17 protein-coding genes, 1 tRNA gene and 1 pseudogene are annotated in these 20270 nt (G+C 63.7%); 10 read left to right on the forward strand and 9 right to left on the reverse strand.

Annotated elements, in window-relative coordinates; all coding sequences use genetic code 11:
- Positions 1 to 13: 13 nt before the first annotated feature.
- The 3 genes from EHH60_RS13110 to EHH60_RS13120 are packed head-to-tail and all read right to left on the reverse strand — an operon-like array spanning position 14 to position 3137.
- The gene (locus tag EHH60_RS13110) at positions 14 to 1102 is read right to left on the reverse strand and encodes an AI-2E family transporter (protein ID WP_199751436.1); all 1089 of its coding nucleotides are present in this window, start codon (positions 1100 to 1102) and stop codon (positions 14 to 16) included.
- Entirely contained in the window at positions 1099 to 1764 is a 666-nt protein-coding gene (locus tag EHH60_RS13115) for a hypothetical protein (protein WP_124159880.1), read from the reverse strand. Before EHH60_RS13115 ends, EHH60_RS13110 begins: the two co-directional genes overlap by 4 nt.
- Positions 1761 to 3137, reverse strand: a complete 1377-nt coding sequence (locus EHH60_RS13120) for a DUF2254 domain-containing protein (RefSeq protein ID WP_124159881.1) — start codon at positions 3135 to 3137, stop codon at positions 1761 to 1763. The genes EHH60_RS13115 and EHH60_RS13120 overlap by 4 nt, the downstream gene beginning before the upstream one ends.
- Positions 3138 to 3230: 93 nt before the next feature.
- On the opposite strand from EHH60_RS13120, the gene EHH60_RS13125 reads away from it, so the two are divergent.
- Entirely contained in the window at positions 3231 to 3620 is a 390-nt protein-coding gene (locus EHH60_RS13125; RefSeq protein WP_124159882.1) for a DUF1622 domain-containing protein, read from the forward strand.
- A 522-nt stretch (positions 3621 to 4142) separates the two neighbouring features.
- Here the strand turns inward: EHH60_RS13125 and EHH60_RS13130 are convergent.
- The 5 genes from EHH60_RS13130 to EHH60_RS13150 all read right to left on the reverse strand — a co-directional run bounded on the left by EHH60_RS13130 (position 4143) and on the right by EHH60_RS13150 (position 8628).
- Positions 4143 to 4218, reverse strand: a tRNA-Lys gene (locus EHH60_RS13130).
- 166 nt (positions 4219 to 4384) lie between these two features.
- Positions 4385 to 4981 (reverse strand): Spy/CpxP family protein refolding chaperone, encoded by a 597-nt coding sequence (locus EHH60_RS13135; protein WP_124159883.1) that lies wholly within the window; start codon positions 4979 to 4981, stop codon positions 4385 to 4387.
- 198 nt (positions 4982 to 5179) lie between these two features.
- The gene (locus EHH60_RS13140) at positions 5180 to 6181 is read right to left on the reverse strand and encodes a TRAP transporter substrate-binding protein (RefSeq protein ID WP_124159884.1); all 1002 of its coding nucleotides are present in this window, start codon (positions 6179 to 6181) and stop codon (positions 5180 to 5182) included.
- A gap of 217 nt (positions 6182 to 6398) precedes the next feature.
- Entirely contained in the window at positions 6399 to 7961 is a 1563-nt protein-coding gene (locus EHH60_RS13145; RefSeq protein ID WP_124159885.1) for a 2-isopropylmalate synthase, read from the reverse strand.
- Between the two features lie 397 nt (positions 7962 to 8358).
- On the reverse strand, positions 8359 to 8628 hold the full coding sequence (locus tag EHH60_RS13150; RefSeq protein ID WP_124159886.1) for a hypothetical protein: 270 nt from the start codon (positions 8626 to 8628) through the stop codon (positions 8359 to 8361).
- 176 nt (positions 8629 to 8804) lie between these two features.
- Between EHH60_RS13150 and EHH60_RS13155 the strand changes: the two are divergent.
- The 9 genes and pseudogenes from EHH60_RS13155 to EHH60_RS13190 all read left to right on the forward strand — a co-directional run bounded on the left by EHH60_RS13155 (position 8805) and on the right by EHH60_RS13190 (position 19036).
- Positions 8805 to 10043: pseudogene (locus tag EHH60_RS13155) on the forward strand (SMP-30/gluconolactonase/LRE family protein).
- 135 nt (positions 10044 to 10178) lie between these two features.
- Entirely contained in the window at positions 10179 to 11312 is a 1134-nt protein-coding gene (locus EHH60_RS13160) for a D-alanine--D-alanine ligase family protein (protein ID WP_124159887.1), read from the forward strand.
- Positions 11313 to 11354: 42 nt separating this feature from the next.
- Positions 11355 to 12455 (forward strand): NAD(P)/FAD-dependent oxidoreductase, encoded by a 1101-nt coding sequence (locus tag EHH60_RS13165; RefSeq protein WP_124159888.1) that lies wholly within the window; start codon positions 11355 to 11357, stop codon positions 12453 to 12455.
- A 313-nt stretch (positions 12456 to 12768) separates the two neighbouring features.
- Complete coding sequence (locus EHH60_RS38565) at positions 12769 to 12891, forward strand: hypothetical protein (protein ID WP_283811835.1); 123 nt, start codon at positions 12769 to 12771, stop codon at positions 12889 to 12891.
- Positions 12892 to 12989: 98 nt separating this feature from the next.
- Positions 12990 to 13865, forward strand: coding sequence for a branched-chain amino acid ABC transporter permease (locus tag EHH60_RS13170; protein ID WP_124159889.1), 876 nt, complete (start codon positions 12990 to 12992; stop codon positions 13863 to 13865).
- Position 13866: 1 nt separating this feature from the next.
- Entirely contained in the window at positions 13867 to 14793 is a 927-nt protein-coding gene (locus EHH60_RS13175; RefSeq protein ID WP_124159890.1) for a branched-chain amino acid ABC transporter permease, read from the forward strand.
- A complete protein-coding gene (locus tag EHH60_RS13180; RefSeq protein WP_199751437.1) occupies positions 14793 to 16274 on the forward strand; it encodes an ATP-binding cassette domain-containing protein in 1482 nt (493 codons plus the stop codon). Before EHH60_RS13175 ends, EHH60_RS13180 begins: the two co-directional genes overlap by 1 nt.
- A 40-nt stretch (positions 16275 to 16314) precedes the next feature.
- Entirely contained in the window at positions 16315 to 17550 is a 1236-nt protein-coding gene (locus tag EHH60_RS13185) for an ABC transporter substrate-binding protein (protein WP_124159892.1), read from the forward strand.
- A 175-nt stretch (positions 17551 to 17725) separates the two neighbouring features.
- Positions 17726 to 19036, forward strand: coding sequence for an ABC transporter substrate-binding protein (locus EHH60_RS13190; RefSeq protein ID WP_124159893.1), 1311 nt, complete (start codon positions 17726 to 17728; stop codon positions 19034 to 19036).
- 60 nt (positions 19037 to 19096) lie between these two features.
- Here the strand turns inward: EHH60_RS13190 and EHH60_RS13195 are convergent, their stop codons facing one another.
- The gene (locus EHH60_RS13195; RefSeq protein ID WP_124159894.1) at positions 19097 to 20266 is read right to left on the reverse strand and encodes a Gfo/Idh/MocA family protein; all 1170 of its coding nucleotides are present in this window, start codon (positions 20264 to 20266) and stop codon (positions 19097 to 19099) included.
- Positions 20267 to 20270: the final 4 nt, after the last annotated feature.

The raw sequence follows: 20270 nt of genomic DNA on the forward strand, positions 1-20270 counted from the left end.
ACGTTGACTTAGGTCAACGGTCGGCCGTATTGCGGATCGGGCCGGAACGGTCCGTAGCAATCCACGCCACAGTAAGTTCCCAAGCCACAGACAACACGATTGGACCTACGAACAGGCCAACGATCCCATGTGCGAGGGTCCCGCCGATCACACCGACTAGGATCACAAGCGTGGGCGTGGTGAGACCTCGGCCCATCAGCAGTGGCTTCAACACGTTGTCGAGCAGACCGACAACGATCAGGAACAGCGTCAGCAGAGCTGCCGTGGTGACGTCCTTTGCAGTCCAGATCCATAGGATCACGGGCAGCATGACGACCGCAGCGCCGATCTGCACAATCGAAAGCAGCAGCACAATGAATGCCAAAAGGCCGGCGATCGGAATACCGGCCAGCTTGAAGCCAATACCGGCGAGCAGAGCCTGGATGACCGCGATACCTATCACGCCCTGAGCCACCGCGCGGATAGTTGCGCCTGCCAGATCCAGGAAGTGTTCGCTTTGCTCCGGGACGATCCGCGACAGGAATCCCCGTCCCGCGGCGACGAGCAGCCGCCCAAACGGCAGCATGAACCCAGCCACTGCCACCGACAGCAGAAACTTGATCGCGCCAATGCCGGCATCGCCCGCAAATCCCAGCAGCATTCCGGCGATCGGCTTCAGGTAAGGGGTCACTTGGCGCAGCACCAGCCGGATGTTCGACGACGCCTCGTCCCAGAATTCGTAGAGCGCCGATCCGATCAGCGGCCAGTTTTTGACCGCCTCCGGCGGAGAGGGGATCCTGAACTCTCCGGCAATCAACTGTCCTGCGAAATCCTTGATTCCTTCGACCGCGCCCACGCCGAGCCACGCTGCCGGCCCGATGAGAATTGCTAGGTTGACGCCGGTGAGGAGCCCGGCTGCAAGCTTCGGACGGCCGCCCAGGATCTTTGCCAGCCTGACGAAGATGGGGTTGAACGCTACGGCAAGCACCAGGGCCCAGGCAAGGATCGTTCCAAACGGGCGTATCAGAACGAACGTCCATGTGATCAACAAAGCCAGCAATCCGAGACGGATGACGAGGCGGATCAACTCTTCTTCTAGGAAAAGCTGGCGCAACGACCTCACGGGCGCACCTCGCCCTCGTCTTTCTTGATCCAGATGTTGACGCTCACCAGGAGTACCCAGAACGGAAAGACGACGAGGCTCCAGTCGATGTAGTAGCTTCCGATGAGGAGGACGGCCGCGACTGCATACCCGCCGTAGGCCAGCCACCGCGGCGTGAGACCCGTGTAGAGGGCGATCGTCGACGTCGTCATCATGAACACGGAGGCGGTCTTGACGAGGTAGATGTTGACCATTCCGTACGCCAGGCCGCGGCCGAAATGGAATGTCGCGGAGTTGATCAGCACGCCCGGCGCGGCGTGGAAAGCCAGAATGACGGCGCCGATCACCGCGGCGGCGGCGAACAACATGGCCAGCATCAGGACGGCGCTGCCGAAGAAGATCGTCGCAAAGAACTGGTCCTCACGGGTGCCGAGGCGGTCGCGCAGAAAGCCGACAAACCACAGAAATGCCACGCCCGCGAAAGGCACGAGGTTCAATGCCAATGCGACGTTGCCGGTGCCTCCCTGCAGCCAGGCACCCGGTTCGAGCGGATCGGGCGGCACAGACCGCCGCATCAACCAGAACACGGCGAGTAGCAGCACCGAAAACAGGATCCCCGCCGCGGCCGCCACGCGCGGGGCTCGCAGTTTCGCCTGCGTCAATCCGGTTGCTTGGGTGATCACGAGACCGCCCGTTCCACTTCTTCCGGGGCCGCTCCGCCCCCCTGATGGTGCGAGAGGCCGAGACCTTGCCGGTCCTCGATGCGGGCCGCGGCGCGGTCCTGCGGATCGAAGCCCGAGCGCTCAATCCCGGAATCGAGGTGAATGAGATAGCCGCGAACGAGTTTCGCCCGCTCCCCATCAACGCACGCCACCAGTTCAACTAGCGCGGCGCGCAGGCGGCGCATCACCTGGATGGAGGTCGATCCGAACTGCCGGATCTCGTCGAACGCCAGCGCGAGGTAGTCCTCCCAGGTCGGCATCCGATAGATCACCCTGAGATCGCCGTCGTCGTCGAATGCCCGGCACGCCTCCAGATCACATTTGGCCAACCGCCGTAGCATATCCTCGATCTGGTCAATGGCCTGGACGGCGGTGGTGGGGTCATTGATGGCGGGGGACAGCGCCTTGATCGCGACATCGACGAGAAGCCGCATTGCATATTTCGGGTCCAGCTCGAAAGTCCGCTGCTCGTCGAGACGAACGCATGCACTCAGCTCCTTGTCTCGGACGAGAGCGGCGGTCCCGTGGGCGCGCAGGATGACACTATCTTCGAGCAGGGTGTCCCCGACGCCGCACTCCATCACGATGAGACCGTCCATCCGGCGGGCATGGTGGACCAGCCTGGCAATGTCGATCGAGGTCACCGACTGCGGATTGCCGACATGCTTGACCGTCAGCTCTGGCGTACCTTGGAGATCTTTCGCTCGCGCGGCCTTGCCGGACGTCCGCCATGGGACCGCCTGGTACGTGCTGACGATGACCTGCCGGCCCGTATCGCCGAGCGCCTGCAGCACCCGTATGATTTGGAGGTTGTTCAAGCGCTGGACGAGTTGCGCGAGCATCAACACGCTCGCCACCAGCATGGCTGCGACGATCGCGGCAGACAGGAATGGCACCCCCTGCGCCCCCTGGCGATCGACCCAGGCCAGCGTGGAGAGGCTGTACATGAAGGTCGCGACGAACATACCGAGCGAGTGGAACAGCAGCCGGTCGCGCGCAAACCAGACCACGAGGCGAGGCGAATAGACCACGGCATTGAACTGAACGAGCACGAAAGCGATCGAAAACACGATTCCGGTTAGTGCCATCATGCCCGAGGCGACTGCCGACAAATAGGCCTGCGCGGAAGAAGTCGACAGATTGAGACTGACGGCCAGGAACGTCGCTTCCAGGCGCGGCACCAGGAAGCCGGCCGCGACGCTCACAATCGCATAGAGCGTGGGTATCAGCCAAAGCTGCATGCCAATTCCTTTCACGCTGCCCGAATGCCGGCCGGTCCGCTCGGCAAGTGACAGCATCCTCGCGCTCGCGCGCGGTTCGTTGATCTTGATCAAGGGTGCGTACCGCCTACTGGGATCAATGCTGACCTATTGGGCGGGCGCCACGTTCATCGCGCGCCGCGCCGCTCGCAACGAAGACTCTGGATCATGAATCCCGCCGCCGATCATGTGCCTTCCTTCGAGACCGCCACCAGCCAGTGGATTCACCTCGTCGGCATCGGCATCGAGATTTTCGGCGTATTCATCATCGTCGTCGGGATCATCTGGTCGACCCGATACGTCTTTGGACGAGAGCTCGTATCCCGCTATGACCGCTACAAGATCAGCATCGGTCGATCGCTGTTGCTCGGCCTCGAGGTGCTGGTGGCGGCGGACATCGTGAAAACGATCGCGATCGAGCTGACCTTCGTGAGCCTCGGCCTGCTGGCCGGCCTGGTTGTGGTTCGCACCTTCCTGAGCTGGACACTGACGCTGGAGATCGAAGGCCGCTGGCCGTGGCAGCCGGAGCAGCCCAAGAGAGCCAGAGAAGGTCATTGAGCTTGCACTCGAGGTGGGGCGGTCGCATCCTCCCTGGCCCTGCATTCAAAATCAGACCGATGACACCGTCCGGTATGTCACCGTCTCCGCTGTCAACGAACACTCCCATATTCGACGCTTCGGTCAGGGCACAGAACCTGGCTGTAGGTACCGCCGCAGAAGATAGCTTGGCCCGGGTCGAAGCGCCGCTTTCAATGATGCACATGGCCGTGTGCTAAGGCCTCGATGAGAGACACCGCACGGCCGATGGGGTCTATGAGAAGCATACTAAATTGCGACTTGACTGTCGGTTGCAAGCGGCTGTCCGTTTTACGCGCCCAGTATCCCATTCTACGACGAGCACGTAAGCGACCTGTCTCGTCGGATTTGTACGTTGTATCGAATGGGTGAAGACACGGAAGCAACGGATAAGTCGCACAGCAATTTGATTGTGCCACGTCCGTCCACAAAAAGCATCGCGCGAGACCCATTCTGTTCTCGGCGATCACTCCGCGAAGGTCTTGGAAAATCGGGGTTTTCCAATGGTGGGCGCACCAGGGCTCGAACCTGGGACCCGCTGATTAAGAGTCAGCTGCTCTACCAACTGAGCTATGCGCCCGAAAGGCGGCCAAAGCCTTGCGAGGCCGGTCGTTTAGCAAAGCGATCCGGGGATGGCAAGCGATCGGGTGCAAGTTTTCCAAGGCTTCGTCCACAAATCTGGAAATTCGAAAAGCCGCTGGATTCCAGCGGCTTCGCCAAGGTTAACGGCCGGAAACCCGAGCCGCTCAGAGCCGGCCCTCACGGTCCCGGTCCGGACCGCCGTCACGGTCGAAACGGTCGTGGTGGAAGTGGTCCATGCCCCGATCCATCATGCGGTCCATGCGCTCCATGAAATGGCGGTGCCGCGGCCCGTCCTCGCCGCCGCCGAACGGGCCGCGGTGGCGGGTCAGCACGGCGAGGCGCCGTTTCTGGCCCTCGTCCAGGGTCTTGTAGAGCGGATCGGCGGCATCGGCGATCTTCTTCAGGGCCGCGGAGCTGGCGCCCATGTCCTCGGCGCGCTGGCGCAGGCGGGCGATCGGATCCTCGACCCTGTCGGCATCGCCCGGCCCGGCATTCATCCGCGCATTGGCGCGATCAATGCGCAGCTTGGCGAACTCCCGCACGGCGGCCTCGACCGGCGGCCACAGCTTCTCCTGATCGGCGTTGAGCTTCAGCCCGGCATGAACGGCGGCGATCCGCGCGTCGACGAAGGCGGCACGGTCCTCGGGGTTCATGCGCATGTGGCGGACGTGCTCCATCCACGGGCGGTGATATTGGGCATAGACCGCGCCCGAGCCGGCGATGCTGAGCACTGCGATGGCTGCGATGGTGAATTTCCTCATACGAACCTCCTCTGGAAGGATGCTCCGAGGATGGGCGCGGCGCGGCCGACGCGCAACTTACAACTTGGACAGGGAGCGCTAGTTACGAAGATGTAACGGCCGATTTTACCTCCCGCCGCGATCGGAAATCATTCACAACAAAAAGGCTTCCGTGCAGCTCGCACGGAAGCCTTCATTCATCATTCATCGTCCGTCGGATCAGTTCGTGGTGCTCTTGGCTTCCTTCTGGAACTCGTCGATCAGCGACTGGCCGACCCGGCTTGCTGCGTCCTTGTAGACCGGCTCCATCGCCTTGCGCATCGCCTCGTCCTGCTCCGGCGTGAGCTTGATGATCTCGCTCTTTCCGCTCTTCTTGATCTCGGCGAGCGCGTCGTCGTTCTCCTTCTGCGACTGCGCGTTGCTGAAGGCGGTCGCCTCCTTCATCGCCTTGGAAAGCTGGTCGCGGATGTCCGCCGGCAGGTCATCCCAGAACTTCTTGTTCACGATCACGACGTAGCCGATGTAACCGTGGTTGGTCTCGGTGATGTACTTCTGAACCTCGTGCATTTTCTGGGTATAGATGTTCGACCAGGTGTTCTCCTGTCCGTCGACCACGCCGGTCTGCAGTGCCTGGTAGACTTCCGAGAACGCCATGACCTGCGGCAGCGAGCTGAGCGCCTTGAACTGGGCCTGCAGAACGCGCGAGGACTGGATGCGGAACTTGACGCCCTGATAATCGGCAGGCGTCACCAGCTTCTTGTTGGCACTCATTTGCTTGAAGCCGTTGTCCCAATAGGCAAGTCCCGTGATGCCCTTGGCATCCAGCAGCTTGAGCAGCTTTGCGCCGAGCGGACCTTCCGTCACCTTCCGCAGCGTCTTCAGGTCCGGAAGAATGTAGGGCAGATCGAACACCTCGAATTCGCGGATGCCGAGCGGACCGAACTTGGAGTTGGACGGCGCCAGCATCTGAACGCTGCCGAGCTGGAGCGCCTCGAGCTCTTCCTTGTCCTTGTAGAGCGTCGAGTTCGGGTAGACCTCGACCTTGACCTTGCCGCCGGTGTACTTCTCGGCAAGCTCCTTGAATTTCTCCGCGCCCTTGCCCTTCGGCGTATCGGTGGCGACGACGTGGCTGAATTTGATGATGATCGGGTCGGCGCTGGCGGGACCGACAAGGCTCAAGGCCAATGCCGCGACGGACACAGCGATCGCGAAGGTGCGCATATTCTCTCCCTGTTGTTATTTGAGCCGCCCGGTTGCCGGTCAGCTGTCCTCATGCCAGCCAAATCAATACAGGCCGGCGCCCAAGCCCGCTATTGGTCGTTAGCAGGGCAGCCATCTCTCAGACCGTCATTCCGGGGCGATGCAAAGCATCGAGCCCGGAATCTCGAGATTCCGGGTCTGGTCCTTCGGACCATCCCGGAATGACAAGCTTTGCTCGTCAGCTCGCCGCCGCGGTCGTCACCCTGTCGCGCTGGCGCTTCATGACGATCTTGTTGAGCGCACCGAGATAGGCCTTGGCCGAGGCCACCAGCGTGTCCGGGTCCGCCGCGCGCGCCGTCATCGAACGGCCGTCCTGCGACAGCCGCACCGAGACCTCGGCCTGCGCGTCGGTGCCTTCGGTCACCGCGTGAACCTGGTACAGCTCCAGCTTCGCCTCGTGCGGCACCAGGCGCTTGATGCAGTTGAACACCGCGTCGACGGGGCCGTTGCCCTCGGCCTCCTCGATCTTGATCTGGCCGTCGACGTCGAGCTTCATGGTCGCGCGTTGCGGGCCGTGGGTGCCGGCAATCACGGTCAGCGAGGTCAGCTTGATGCGGTCGTGCGAGGCCGCCATCTCCTCGTCGACCAGCGCCTCGATGTCCTCGTCGTAGATGTCCTTCTTGCGGTCGGCCAGCGCCTTCATCCGCGTGAACGCATCTTCCAGCTGGTTGGGGCCGAGCTTGTAGCCCATCTCCTCCAGCTTGTGCACGAAGGCATGACGGCCGGAGTGCTTGCCGAGCACCAGCGAGGACTGCTTCAGGCCGACCATTTCCGGCCGCATGATCTCGTAGGTGGAGGCGTCCTTCAGCACGCCGTCCTGGTGGATGCCGCTCTCATGCGCGAACGCGTTCCGGCCGACGATTGCCTTGTTGTACTGGACGGGAAACGAGGTTGCCGCCGACACCAGCTTGGAAGCGCGGGTCAGCTGGGTGGTGTCGATCTTGTTCCAGTAGGGGAATTTGTCGTTGCGCACGTTGATCGCCATCACGATCTCTTCGAGCGCGGCGTTGCCGGCGCGCTCGCCGATGCCGTTGATGGTGCACTCGACCTGGCGCGCACCGCCGGTGATGCCGGCCAGCGAGTTGGCGACCGCCATGCCGAGATCGTTGTGGCAGTGCACGGAGAACACCGCCTTGTCCGAGTTCGGCACGCGCTCGATCAGCGTCCTCATGAAGTGGGTGTATTCCTCCGGCACCGTGTAGCCGACGGTGTCGGGGATGTTCACCGTGGTGGCGCCGGCCTTGATCACGGCCTCGACGATGCGGCACAAAAAGTCCATCTCGCTGCGGGTGCCATCCTCGGCCGACCATTCGACGTCGTCGATCTGGTTGCGGGCCCGCGCGACCATGGCGACCGAGGTCTCGATCACCTGCTCCGGCGCCTTGCTCAGCTTCACCCGCATATGCAGCGGCGAGGTGGCGATCACGGTGTGGACGCGGCCGCGCTTAGCGAATTTCACCGCCTCGGCGCAGCGGTCGATGTCGGCGGGATGGGCGCGCGACAGTCCGGCGATGACCGCGTTCTTGGAGCGGCGGGCGATCTCGCTGACCGCCTGGAAGTCGCCTTCGGAGGTGATCGGGAAGCCGGCCTCGATGACGTCGACGCCCATATCATCCAGCAGCTCGGCAACCTCGAGCTTCTCCTCGAAGGTCATGGTGGCACCGGGGCACTGCTCGCCGTCGCGCAGCGTGGTGTCGAAAATGATGACGCGGTCCTTCTCGGACTTGTTCTGGGTGGCCATACGAAATTCCTTTTGAGCGTTTGCGCCGTTCAGACCGTTTTAGTCCCTTGGCGCTTGAGGTGTCCGGTGATCTCGACCAACCCCTGAGCGCCCAGGCGCGTGGCGCCCAGCCGGCCCTCAGGGGCAAGTAAGAAGAAGGCCGCCAATAAGGAGGGTGGGCAGCAACGCGGCCGAGGTCGTGGCGGCGGCCAGAGCCACCTCCCCCGAAATCCCCTCGATTTGGCCACGAATCAGCATTGCCAGACCCTTTTGAGCCCCGAAATCCTCGGCGAAAACCGTTGACGGTTGGTTGCCGGAAGGCTCAGTACGGCCCGTTTCTAGACGAAAAACGGCTGTAACTGCAACGCCAAAAGATGGTCAGCATGCGTGACCTAGTAGGCCATAGCCTGAGGTCCGGCTATCCCGTGCCGGTGCGGCGGGCACGAGCCCTGCTCTCCCAGCGGTCCAGCATCTGGCCGAGTTCGCCGGTCGGCACGGGTGCAGCGGTGTCGGCTTTCGCAAGCTCGTTGGTATTGGCCGGCGCGTTCGCATGGAGCCAATCCGGTTCGCTGTATTCGCGCCAGCGGCGTGCCTCCGCGCGCCTTTTGCGGGAGACGTAGTCGCGTGCGAAATAGCCGGCCGCAAATGCGATCGCGAGGATGAAGACCAGGACGACAATTTGCACAATGAGCTCCGGCTTTATCCCGTCAAACTCTCATCCAAAACGCACTCGAAGGTGACGAAATTGCGACCCGCCATCGCGCCGTGGTTTCGATTCCGCCTCTCGCAACCGACACCGGACCGGACTAACCTTCGGCGGCTCGGCCGGATCAACCGGCCAGCGAACACGATCGGGAGGACGCGATGACACGCCAAGAGGCTCGTGACCACGAGCTGCGTGAGCAGGATACTGCGCTTTCACGACGAACACTTGTCCGGGGGCTGGCGCTCGGCGCCGCGGCGACCTTGGCCGGAGGTGGCTCCGCGCTGGGCCAGACCGGGCCTGCCGCCCCGCCGACGACGATCACCACCCCGCCGCGCGATTTCGGCCCCCACGGCGCGCCGACCACTTATTTCTGGGACCCCGACATCATCGCGGTCGATCCGTCCTTCAACGATCTCGCGCAGCCCAACACCGCAATCAAGCGGCTGTACACCGGGCTGCTCTAGGCCGAAGGCCCGGCGTGGAGCGCGCAGGGCCGCTATCTCCTGTGGAGCGACATTCCCAACAACCGGCAGATGCGCTGGACCGAGGACGACGGCCGCGTCAGCGTATTCCGCTCGCCCTCCAACAATTCCAACGGCAACTCCTTCGACTTCCAGGGCCGCCAGCTCTCCTGCGAGCACCTGACGCGCCGGGTGACGCGCTACGAGCATGACGGCACCGCCACGGTGCTCGCGGACTCCTACCAGGGCAAGCGGCTGAACTCGCCGAACGACGTCGCCGCGCATCCCGATGGCAGCTACTGGTTCACCGATCCGCCCTATGGCGGCCAGCTCTATGAGGGCGAGCCCGACGTCGCGGGCGGCCCGAGCAATGCGGGCGGCAAGCTCAATCCGCGGATCGGGCAGCCGGCCGGCTTCGTGCCGGGCCGGCGCGAGCTGCCGACCAACTGCTATCGCATCGACCCTTCCGGCCGCATCGATCTCGTCGTCACCGAGGACTAGGTGCCCGACCCGAACGGGCTCTGCTTTTCGCCCGACTACAAGAAGCTCTACATCGCCTCGACCGGCAAGGGGCCCGGAGACACCGGGCCCGGCGGCAAGGGCGAGATCTTCGTGTTCGACGTCGGCAGCGACAACAAGCTCTCCAATCTCAAGAAGTTCAGCGACTGCGTGATCGATGGCGTGAAATGCGGACCCGATGGCCTGCGCTGCGACGTCAACGGCAATCTCTGGGCTTCCAGCAATGCCGGCCGCGCCGTCGGCTACAGCGGCGTGACCGTGTGGTCACCGGAGGGCAAGCTGCTCGGCCGCATCCGCCTGCCGGAAGTGTGCGGCAACGTCTGCTTCGGCGGCCCGAAACGCAATCGCCTGTTCATGGCGGCGAGCCAGTCGCTCTACGCGGTGTACACGGCGACGCAAGGCGCGGGTCCGGGCTGAGGCGCCGCAGCCTTCAATTGCAGCACGGCGCCGGCTTTACTCGCCGGCGCCGAATCGTTTGGGCCGATGCGTCGGCCGGAGCAATAGAGGTGACTTACGGACAGCGCGCGTGATAATTGAGCCATGGCAGACAAAATGGCAGACAAAATCCGCGTCGTTGTTCTCTATGGCGGCAGGTCCGGTGAGCATGAGGTCTCGCTCAAATCCGCGGCCTCCGCATTCAGGCATCTCGACCGCAGCCGCTTCGAGGTGATCCCGGTCTCCATCGACAAGGCCGGGCGCTGGCAATGGAACGATCTCGGTGCGCTCGATCTGGCGCAGACGACGTCCTTGCCGATCCTGCCCGATGCGCCCGAGATACGGCTCGCCAGGGGCCCCGATGGACGCGGCGTGCTCATGCCGATTGCGCAAGCCGTGGCCGCCCCGGTGGCCGCTCCGACCGAGATTGACGTCGTGTTTCCGGTCATGCATGGGCCGCTTTGCGAGGACGGCACCGTGCAGGGCCTGCTGGAGCTGGCCGAGGTCGCCTATGTCGGCTCGGGCGTTCTCGCCTCCGCCGTCAGCATGGACAAGGATGTCGCCAAGCGCCTCGCCGAGTTCGCCGGCATTCCGGTCGCGCCCTATCGCGTGCTGACCCGCAAGGCCTTCGTTCAGGACCGCACGTCGTCGCTCGCGAAGGCGGCCGAAGGCCTGAGCCTGCCGGTCTTCGTCAAGCCGTGCAACATGGGCTCGAGTGTCGGCATCCACAAGGTGAAGACGTGGGATGCGCTTGGCGCGGCGCTTGACGATGCGTTTCGTTACGACGTCAAGGTGCTGGTCGAGCAGGGCATCGACGCGCGCGAGATCGAGGTCGCGGTGCTCGAGGGCGAGACGCTGTTTTCGAGCGTCGCCAGCGAGCTGAGCCCCAACGCCCATCACGAGTTCTATTCCTACGAGGCAAAATATCTCGACCCCGATGGCGCCCGGGTCGATCTTCCGGCGAGGTTGGATCCGGCACAGATGCAACGCGTGCGCTCGCTCGCCACAGAGGCGTTTGCGACGCTTGAATGCAGCGGCTTTGCGCGCGTCGACTTCTTCCTCGACCGACAGACCGGTCAGTTCTATTTCAACGAGATCAACACCCTGCCCGGCTTTACCTCGATCAGCATGTATCCGAAAATGATGGAAGCCTCGGGTGTGCCCTACGGCGAGTTGCTGACGCGGCTCGTCGAGCTGGCGCTGGACCGGCACCAACAGCGTCATTCGCTGGAACGTGGCTACGTGAGCTAGGTTGTTTCCGGTCGGGGACAAGCCCGGGTCAGGACAAAGGCCATGCGCGTTGTGATCTGCGGCGGCGGCGTGATCGGGGCCTGTACCGCGTATTTTCTGCGCCGCCGCGGCATCGACGTGACTGTCGTGGAGCGAACCGAGGTCGCGGCCGCCGCATCCGGCAAGGCCGGCGGCTTCCTGGCGCGCGACTGGTGCGCGGGCACGCCGCTCGACGCGCTGGCGCGGCGCAGTTTTGCACTTCACGCGCAACTGCCGGAGGAGATCGCGGGCGATTGGAGCTATCGGCCGATGTCGGCCTATAATGGTTTCGTTGCATCCGACGACGATGCACGTCGGACTGCGCCGTCGGCGCTTCCTTGGCTCAGTGACGGCGTCGTCATCGCACGGCGCATCGGCACGGTGGAGACGACGGCGATCGTTCATCCCCGCAAGTTCACATCGGCCGTGATGAACGCGGCACTCGCGCAAGGCGCCGAGCTTCGCGCCGGCCGCGTCACCGGCATCGCGCGCCGCGCAGACGGCACGCGAGCGAGAGGTGTCGAGGTCGACGGCGATGTCATCGAAGCCGACGCCGTGGTGATCGCGATGGGACCGTGGTCGCTGCTCGCGGCGCAATGGATGAGCCTGCCCGCTGTCTATGGCCAGCGCAGCCCGAGCATCGTGTACGACCTCGGCGCCGACGTGCCGGCCGATGCGTTGTTCCTCGAGCACGAGGACGACGCGGGTGCCGTGTCGATCGAGGTCTTTCCACGCGCTGACGGCAGCACGCATATCGTCGCCCTCTCCGACATCGCACCTCTGCCGCTCGATCCCGCCGCCGTGACGCCGAACACCGACGCGATCGCGCGCCTGCAGATCATGTGCGAGCGGCTGTCGCCGCTGTTTCGTCCCGAGAAGATCATCGCGCGGCAAGCCTGTTTCCGTCCGGTGACGGAGGATGGATTGCCGTTGATCGGCAAGGTGCCGCAGAGCGAAGGCGTTTATGTTGCGACCGGGCACAATGTCTGGGGCATTCTCAACGCACCCGCCACCGGCGAGGCAATGGCGCAGCTGATCGCAGGCGATGCAACGCGCGTGGACTTGTCGCCGTTCGATCCGGCCCGGTTGAGACCGCTCGATCCATCGTTGCTGCAAGCACACTGAACCAGAATACTGTCTCTGATAGAACGGATGGAGCGAGGCGAAATCCGGGACGCTCGTGCCGCTCGGCGAAAATCCCGGATTGCGCTTCGCTCCATCCGGGCTACGGGCGTTCGCTACGCATGCCCACCAGCGAAATCTGCATGCCTGCGCGCATGATGAGTGTCCCGCGCTGTGCTGCCTGCAATTTGCGCAGCGTCAGACTTTGGTCTGCCTCTCACAATCCTGAACGCAGTTTCACTTGCCGAGAAAGTCTCGCCCGTTATAGTCGCGACATAATGGCTCACAAGAGGCCTGTTCGACGGGAGACAACAAGATGAAGAAACGACTCTCTGTTGCAATTGAAATGGTGCGCGACGCGAGCGCGACCGGCGCGCTGAAGGACGTCACAAGGATCGACGTCAGGCCTCGAAATCTCATCAAGCCCACCACGAGTTGATCGATCCGTTCTGCGGGCCTGAGCCCGGACGCACTCACCCTGCGACTTCGCACAGCACCTTCCCTCCAGCGGCAGCTCGTCTGCCCGGTCGATGATTCATGCGAGCATTCCAGATTCTGATCGATGGCTTTGCCATCAGCGCTCTCTACGCTCTCGGCGCCACCGGTTTCACCCTGATCTTCGGCGTCTCCGGCGTGCTCAACCTCTCCCACGGCGCCATCATGGTAGCGGCAGCGGTCGCGGCCTGGGCCGCAGCCAGCGTGCTCGGTGTCGGCACCTATGCCGGCGCGCTGATCGGCGTCGGTGTCGCGCTCCTCACCGCGTTTGCCACTTATTTCGCGGTGGTGAAGCCGATCCAGGATTCGCGGCGCATCCCAAATGAGGAGAAGGAGATCTTCGTCCTCACCGGCACGCTGCTCTGGGGCATCATGATCCAGGAGTTGATCGCCTATTTCTTCACCAACAACGCGAAGACCGTGCTGCCGATCGTCGAGGGCGTGATCGAGATCCTCGGCGTCCGCACGCCACGCAACGAGATCTTTACGGCAATCGTGTGCTGTCTCGTGATTGCGCTGCTGTGGCTTCTGGTGAACCGCACCCGCACCGGCAAGGCGGTGCTGGCGGCCTCAATGAACCCGCGCGGTGTCACCCTGCTCGGGCTCGAGCTCACCAACATCTACGTCGTGGTCTGGGCGATCTACGGCATATTGGCCGGCATCGCCGGTGTGCTGCTCGGAATGTTTCTTGGCGTCAGCTCCTACAGCGTCGGACCGCTGACCGCGAGCGCGTTCTCGATCGTCGTGCTCGGGGGCCTCGGCAGCGTCTCGGGTTCGCTGATTGCGGCCTTCGTGGTCGGCTATCTCGAAACTCTGACGGCCTATCTGGTCTCGCCGGCCTACCGCACCATCCCGGCGCTGCTGCTGCTCGTGCTCGTGATGTACATCCGGCCCCAGGGCCTGCTGGGGAGACGCTGAGATGTCCACCTTCTTCACCTCGCGCCTGTTCTTCATCTCGCTCGCGCTCGTCGTCATCGCGGCAACCTTGCCGCTCTACGTCTCCGGATATGTACTCGGCCTGCTCACCGTTGCCTTCTATTTCGGCGTGTTCGCGATGGCCTGGGACCTTCTGTTCGGTTTTGCCGGCGAAGTGAACTTCGGGCCCACCTTCCTGATCGGCGTCGGCGCCTACACCGCCGGGATCCTGAATGCGCAGTTCGGCTGGTCGGTTTATGCCTGCATCGTGCTCGGCGCGCTCGCCTCGGTGATCGCCGGTCTCCTACTGGCGCTGCCTGCGCTGCGCGTGCGCGGGCCCTATTTCGGCCTGACCACCCTGGTCGCGGTGCTGATGCTGCAGAATTTCATCGTGGTGTTCGTCGATCTCACCGGCGGCGAGATCGGTCTCACCATCCCCGACGTCATCAGCATCGATGCCGGCACCAACTACTGGATCGCGCTCGGCTTCATGACGATCTCCGCGGCCATCCTCTACGGCCTGTCGCAATCGCCGATCGGCCTCGTGCTGCAGGCCAGCGGCCAGGATCCGGTGCAGGCCGGCGCGCTCGGCTTCAACATCGTCAAGCACAAGCTCGCCGCCTTCGTCGTCAGCGCGTTCTTCTCGGGGCTGTCGGGTGCTCTGCTGGTGTTCTATTTCGGCACCGCCTCGGTCGGCACCGTCGTCGACGTCGCGGTCGGCGTGAACGTGATCGTCTCCGCCGTGCTCGGCGGCCGCCGCACGGTGCTGGGCGCTGCACTCGGCGCGATCTTCCTGATCGTCGCCGGCGAATTCTTGAGGCCGACAGGTGAGCTCGCGACCTTCATCGTCTCGGCGGTCGCGCTTCTCGTCGTGCTGTTCTTCCCCGGCGGCTTCCTCGGAGCGGCCCTCTCGCGCGAGGCCCGCACGTGATGGATATGAGGCTTTCAAACCGGGCCGTGCTCGAAGTCCGCGGCCTGACCAAACGATTTGGTGGCCTGACAGCCGTGAAGAATCTCGGCTTCGAGGTCAATGGCGGCGAGATTTTCGGCCTGATCGGGCCGAACGGCTCGGGCAAGTCGACGGCGATGAAGAGCGTGATGGGGATCGAGCGCCCGACGTCGGGCGAGGTGATCTTCGAGGGCGAGAACGTCGCCGGCCTGCCCGCGCATAAGATCGCGCGGAAGGGCTTTGGCATGGTGTTCCAGCACTCGCGGCCGCTGAACCGGCAGACGGTGCTGGAGAACATCCTGGTCGCGCTGCTGCCGGACAGCCTGTTCATGCTGTTCCCGGACAAGGCGCTGGTCGAGCGCGCCAAATGGATCGCCGAGCGCGTCGGGCTCGGTAATGTGATGAACCGCCACCCGCCGACGTTGCCCTTCGCCGACCTCCGCCGGCTTGAGCTCGCCAAGGCGATCGCGCGTGATCCAAAGGTCGTGCTTGTGGACGAGCCCTTCGCCGGGCTGACGCGCGCCGAGGTCGAGATGTTCTCGAACCTGATCCGCAGCTTCCGCGACGAGGGTCGCGCGGTGATGCTGGTCGACCACAACGTCAAGAGCGTGGCCGCTCTCGTCGACCGGGTGCTCGCGATGTATCTTGGCGAGGAGATCGTCACCGGCAGGGCTGACGAGGTCATGAAGAATGCGACCGTGCGCCGGGTCTATCTCGGCGGCGCCATCGAGACCCATGCGCGGCCCGAGACCAGCTTCAAGGACAAGGTGCCGCTGCTCCAGGTCGAGAATGTCAGCGTGTTCTACGGCAAAGCCCAGGCGCTGGAGAACGTCTCGATCCACGTCCACGAGGGCGAGTTCGTTTCCGTGGTCGGCCTCAACGGCGCCGGCAAGACGACGCTATTCAACACCATCTCAGGCTTCCTCCCCTATAGCGGCGAGATCGTGCGCGGTGGCGAGAAGCTGCGCGGAACGAGCCCGGCGAAGATCGCGCGCAGCGGCCTCGTTCAGTGCCCGGAATCGCGCGAGCTGTTCGGCGAGATGAGCGTTCGCGAGAACCTCGACCTCGGTGGTCAGCATCTCTCCGACGAGAAGCGCGCCGCGCAGCTTGCCTGGCTGTTCGAGCTGTTCCCGATCCTGAAGGAGCGCCAGGGCCAGCTCGCGCAAACTCTGTCCGGCGGCGAGCAGCAAATGCTCGCCATTGGCCGCGCGCTGATGATGCAGCCGCAGATCCTGATCCTGGACGAGCCGACGCTGGGTCTTGCCCCCGTCATTCTCGAGTTACTCTCCAAGGCGCTGACGAAGCTGCGGCAGACCACGGCTATCACGGTGCTGCTGGGCGAGCAGAACGTGACCTTCGCGCTGCCACATGCCGACCGCGTCTATGTGCTGGAGCATGCAAGGATCGTCTGGGAGGGTGATCCCGGTCGCTTCGCGGCGGAGGCCGGCGCCGATTTTCTTTGAGTGCGTCAACATCAACAAGAACACGGAAAGGGAAACGACCATGCAATCCTCAGTTCTCGGCAGCAGCTTGCTCGCCTCCGCGCTGGCGCTGTGCCTCGCCGCACCCGCCTACGCGCAGTCGAACGGTCCCATCAAGATCGGCGTCATCGCCGAGGTCCAGTCGATCGCCGGCGCGGCGACGCCAGGCGGCGCGCAGATCGCTGCCGACGAGATCAACGCCAAGGGCGGCATCCTCGGCCGCAAGGTCGAGATCGTCACCTACGACAACAAGAGCTCGTCGGCGGACTCCGTGCGCGCCTTCCAGCGCGCGGTGAGCGAGGACAAGGTGTCCGCGGTGATCGCAAGCTACATCAGCGAGGTCGTGCTGGCGCTGGAGCCGTGGGCCGCGCGGCTGAAGATGCCGCTGATCACGCCAGGCGCCGCCTCGAACGAGATCACCAAGGCGATCCACAATGATTACGAGAAGAACAAGTACACATTCCACGGCTATCTGACCTCGGCCGCGCAGGCCCAGCTCGTCTGCGACGCCGCCAAGGACCTCCTCGTCGACAAGCTCAAGTTCAAGACCGTCGCGATCATGAGCGAGGACGCGGCCTGGACCAAGCCGCTCGACGTCGGCTACGAGGCCTGCCTGCCCAAGGCGGGTCTCAAGGTCGTCGAGCACGTCCGCTTCTCGCCTGATACCACCGACTTCACGCCGATCTTCAACAACATCGAGAGCAAGAAGCCCGACGTGATCGTCACCGGCATCTCGCATGTCGGCGTGCAGCCGACCGTGCAGTGGAAGAACCAGCAGGTACCGATCCCGATGTTCGGCATCAGCGCGCAGGCGTTGAGCCCGACCTTCTGGAAGGACACCAATGGTGCCGCCGACGGCATCCCCTCCCTTGCGGTGGCGACGCCGGACGTTGCGGTGACCTCGAAGACGAAGCCGTTCGCTGCGGCGTTCAAGGCGAAGTACGGCAATCCCCCGGCCTATACGGGCTACACTGCCTATGACGAGGTCTACATCATCACCGACGCGATCAAGCGCGCCGGCTCGACCGACCCCGACAAAATGGTCGCCGAGCTGGAGAAGACCGACTACGAGGGCACGATCGGCCAGATCCAGTTCTACGGCAAGAACGACGAGTTCACCCACGGCATCAAGTCCGGCCCCGGCACCGTCACCGGCCTCGTGTTCCAGTGGCAGGACTCCAAGCAGGTCGTGGTCTGGCCCGAGAGGATCGCCGAAGGCAAGATGAAGTTTCCAAACTTCGTGAAGCTGTCCCAGTAGTCGGCTCGCCGATGTCGGCCCATCGCTTCCCGGGGAGCGGTGGGCCGTTTCGTTGTCTTTCGCAGCTGCGTTGTGGCGGCGCCCATCGACCTTGGGCGATGTTGACTTTACGCATTCCCCTCCCAATACTTCGAAAAAAACCACCAATCGTAAGATGGTTTTGAGGGAGGATAGGATGTCGACTTCACGCAGGCAGCTGCTGAAGAGCTCGGCGGCTGCCGCCGCCGCACTCAGCCTCGATTGGACACGGGCCCAGGCGCAAGCCGAGACTCTACGCATCGGCCTGATCTACGACCTCACCGGCCCCTTCGCCGCGGGCGGCTCGGTCGCTTCGTCAATCGGCGCACAGATCGCGATCGATCTCGTCAACGAGAAAGGCGGTATCGGCGGCAAATACAAGATTGCTCCGGTCGCCGCGGATTCCCAGAGCAAACCCGACGTTGCGATCAACGAGGCCGAACGGCTGATCAGCCAGGAGAAGATCGACATCCTCAACGGTGTCTATGCGAGCTCGCATGCGGTGCCGCTCGCGGCCAAGGTCGAGCAGCAGAAGAAGATCCTCTGGATCACGACCGCGGTCTCGACCGCCGTGTTCAAGGATAAGAACCTGCAATACGTGTTTCGCGCGCAGATCCATTCGGATCAGTACGGGCAGGCCTTTGCAAGCTTCATCAACGAGCATGCGAAAGCCAAGCTCGGCATCGACCCGAAGGAGGTCAAGGTCGCGCTGATCCACGAGGACGGCCCCTACGGCGTCGGCGTCGCCACGGCCGACGAAGCCTATGCCAAGCAGGCCGGCATCCCGGTGGTGCTGCGCGAGGGCTATTCGGCATCGGCGCCGGACCTCTCGGTGCTCGTCACGAAGATCAAGCGCGCCAAGGCCGACGTGATCTCGCATGCCGGCTACAACCCTGATATCACCCTGTTCCTGCGCCAGGCGCGCGAGAGCGGCCTGCGCTTCAGGATGCTGTTCGGCGCCGGTGCCGGCTACAGCCAGCTCGACAAGCTGCGCGCCACCTTCGGGGCCGATATCGACAATTTCTGCAACATCGATCCGGTGCCGGCGCAACTGCTCGACCCCGCCAAGCTCGCGCCGGGCATGGGCGATCTGATCAACGCCATGGTCACGCGCTACAAAGCCAAGACCGGTGCGACCGACGTGCCGCCACACTGCTCAATGGGCTTCAACCAGACCTGGGTGCTGCTCAACAACGTGCTGCCGGTCGCCAAGGAGAAGTACGGCAGCTTCGAGCCCGAGGCCATCCGCAAAGCGGCGCTCGACGTCGACATCCCCGCCGGCGGTACCATCCAGGGCTATGGCGTGAAGTTCTTCCCGCCGGGCACGCCGCTCTCCGGCCAGAACGAACGCTCGACACCGGTGGTGATGCAGAATGCCGGCGAGCACATCTCGGTGGTGTGGCCGACCAATATCCGCACACAGGACCCGGTATTCCCGCTGCCGAAGGGATCGACCTACGCGGCGTGAGGCAGGCTGCGGCGACAAGCTTTGCCCTGCCCTGGAGGGCAGGGCAAGAGAAGCGCACCACTACAACACCACCCTTCGTCCCGCCTCCGCCGCCCAATAGCCGGCGTAGTTCACCTTGATCGTCTCATAGGCCAGCGCGAGGTCGGCGAGCGGCTGGCGCCCGGTCACGACGCATTCCATGAAATCCTGGATCTCCTGCAAGTACCCGCGCGTCCATTCCTCCTCGAGACAGACATACTGCCAGCCGGTCTTGCGATCGACTTTTTCGGTGATGTAGACGCCGGCGAGCTTTTCATCGCTGGTCTGGTAGCTCATCAGATGGGTGTTCGGCGTGATGTTGGCGAACAGCGAGCCGCCGCTCGTATAGGTCTCGATCAGGTTGCGCACGCCGCCCATGATCATGTCGCCGGAGAACACGGTGGCCTTGGTGCCGTCGGAGAAGGTCGCGGTGAGCGTGCCCCAGTCCTCGACATCGATGGGATTGGCTTTGATGTAGCTGCGCTCTTCGGGCTTGAGGCCGGCGGTGACGTTGCCGACATCGCCGGTGACGCTGGCGACGCGGATGGTCTCGCTGCGCGCCTTCGCTTCGACCTGCTTGAGATACAGTACGGCCGAGAGCGGATGGCAGCCCATCCGGATCAGCGAGCCGCCGCCGGTCATCGCCCATTGCGCGGCATGGGCGGCGTGCGAGCCGGAATGGCTCTCCTCGCCCTTCATGAACAGGATCTTGTCCTTGGTCGCCTTGATGATCTCCGCGGTCTTGGTCACCGCCGGCGCGTAGATCCAGTCCTCGGCATACATGAACAGCTTTCCTGTCCGCTCGATCGCGGCGCGCGTCGCGTCCATCTCTTCCAGCACGCGCTCATACATCAGCGCCTTCGGCACGTGCCTGCCGATGGGCTGCTCGTCGCCCTCGCGGCCGAAATAGCCGGCGAAGGGCTTTTCGCAGATCACATGCTTGCCGGCCTGCATCGCGCCGACGATCATCCCGGCATGGAGATTGGGCGGCGTGCAGATGTCGATGACGTCGAGATCGACGTCCGCGATCAGATCGGCGAAGTTGCGATGGACGCGCGGGATGTTGTGTCGAACAGCGAATTCAACAACGTGGTCGCCACGCGCCGCAACCGCCGCAACCTCGACGTCCACGCCATAGACGCGGCGGAACGCATGCATGTGCAGCTCCGACACGAAGCCGCAGCCGACGAGTCCTACCCTGATCCTGGCCATGGTG

Source organism: Bradyrhizobium sp. RP6 (assembly GCF_003837805.1).
Taxonomy (GTDB): domain Bacteria; phylum Pseudomonadota; class Alphaproteobacteria; order Rhizobiales; family Xanthobacteraceae; genus Bradyrhizobium.

Excerpts from the sequence above, each read along its gene's own strand:
- EHH60_RS13125 (WP_124159882.1), top strand. The coding sequence starts at position 3,231 with ATGAATCCCGCCGCCGATCATGTGCCTTCCTTCGAGACCGCCACCAGC.
- EHH60_RS13135 (WP_124159883.1), bottom strand. The coding sequence starts at position 4,981 with ATGAGGAAATTCACCATCGCAGCCATCGCAGTGCTCAGCATCGCCGGC.
- EHH60_RS13140 (WP_124159884.1), bottom strand. The coding sequence starts at position 6,181 with ATGCGCACCTTCGCGATCGCTGTGTCCGTCGCGGCATTGGCCTTGAGC.
- EHH60_RS13145 (WP_124159885.1), bottom strand. The coding sequence starts at position 7,961 with ATGGCCACCCAGAACAAGTCCGAGAAGGACCGCGTCATCATTTTCGAC.
- EHH60_RS13160 (WP_124159887.1), top strand. The coding sequence starts at position 10,179 with ATGGCAGACAAAATCCGCGTCGTTGTTCTCTATGGCGGCAGGTCCGGT.
- EHH60_RS13165 (WP_124159888.1), top strand. The coding sequence starts at position 11,355 with ATGCGCGTTGTGATCTGCGGCGGCGGCGTGATCGGGGCCTGTACCGCG.
- EHH60_RS38565 (WP_283811835.1), top strand. The coding sequence starts at position 12,769 with ATGAAGAAACGACTCTCTGTTGCAATTGAAATGGTGCGCGACGCGAGC.
- EHH60_RS13170 (WP_124159889.1), top strand. The coding sequence starts at position 12,990 with ATGCGAGCATTCCAGATTCTGATCGATGGCTTTGCCATCAGCGCTCTC.
- EHH60_RS13175 (WP_124159890.1), top strand. The coding sequence starts at position 13,867 with ATGTCCACCTTCTTCACCTCGCGCCTGTTCTTCATCTCGCTCGCGCTC.
- EHH60_RS13180 (WP_199751437.1), top strand. The coding sequence starts at position 14,793 with ATGGATATGAGGCTTTCAAACCGGGCCGTGCTCGAAGTCCGCGGCCTG.
- EHH60_RS13185 (WP_124159892.1), top strand. The coding sequence starts at position 16,315 with ATGCAATCCTCAGTTCTCGGCAGCAGCTTGCTCGCCTCCGCGCTGGCG.
- EHH60_RS13190 (WP_124159893.1), top strand. The coding sequence starts at position 17,726 with ATGTCGACTTCACGCAGGCAGCTGCTGAAGAGCTCGGCGGCTGCCGCC.
- EHH60_RS13195 (WP_124159894.1), bottom strand. The coding sequence starts at position 20,266 with ATGGCCAGGATCAGGGTAGGACTCGTCGGCTGCGGCTTCGTGTCGGAG.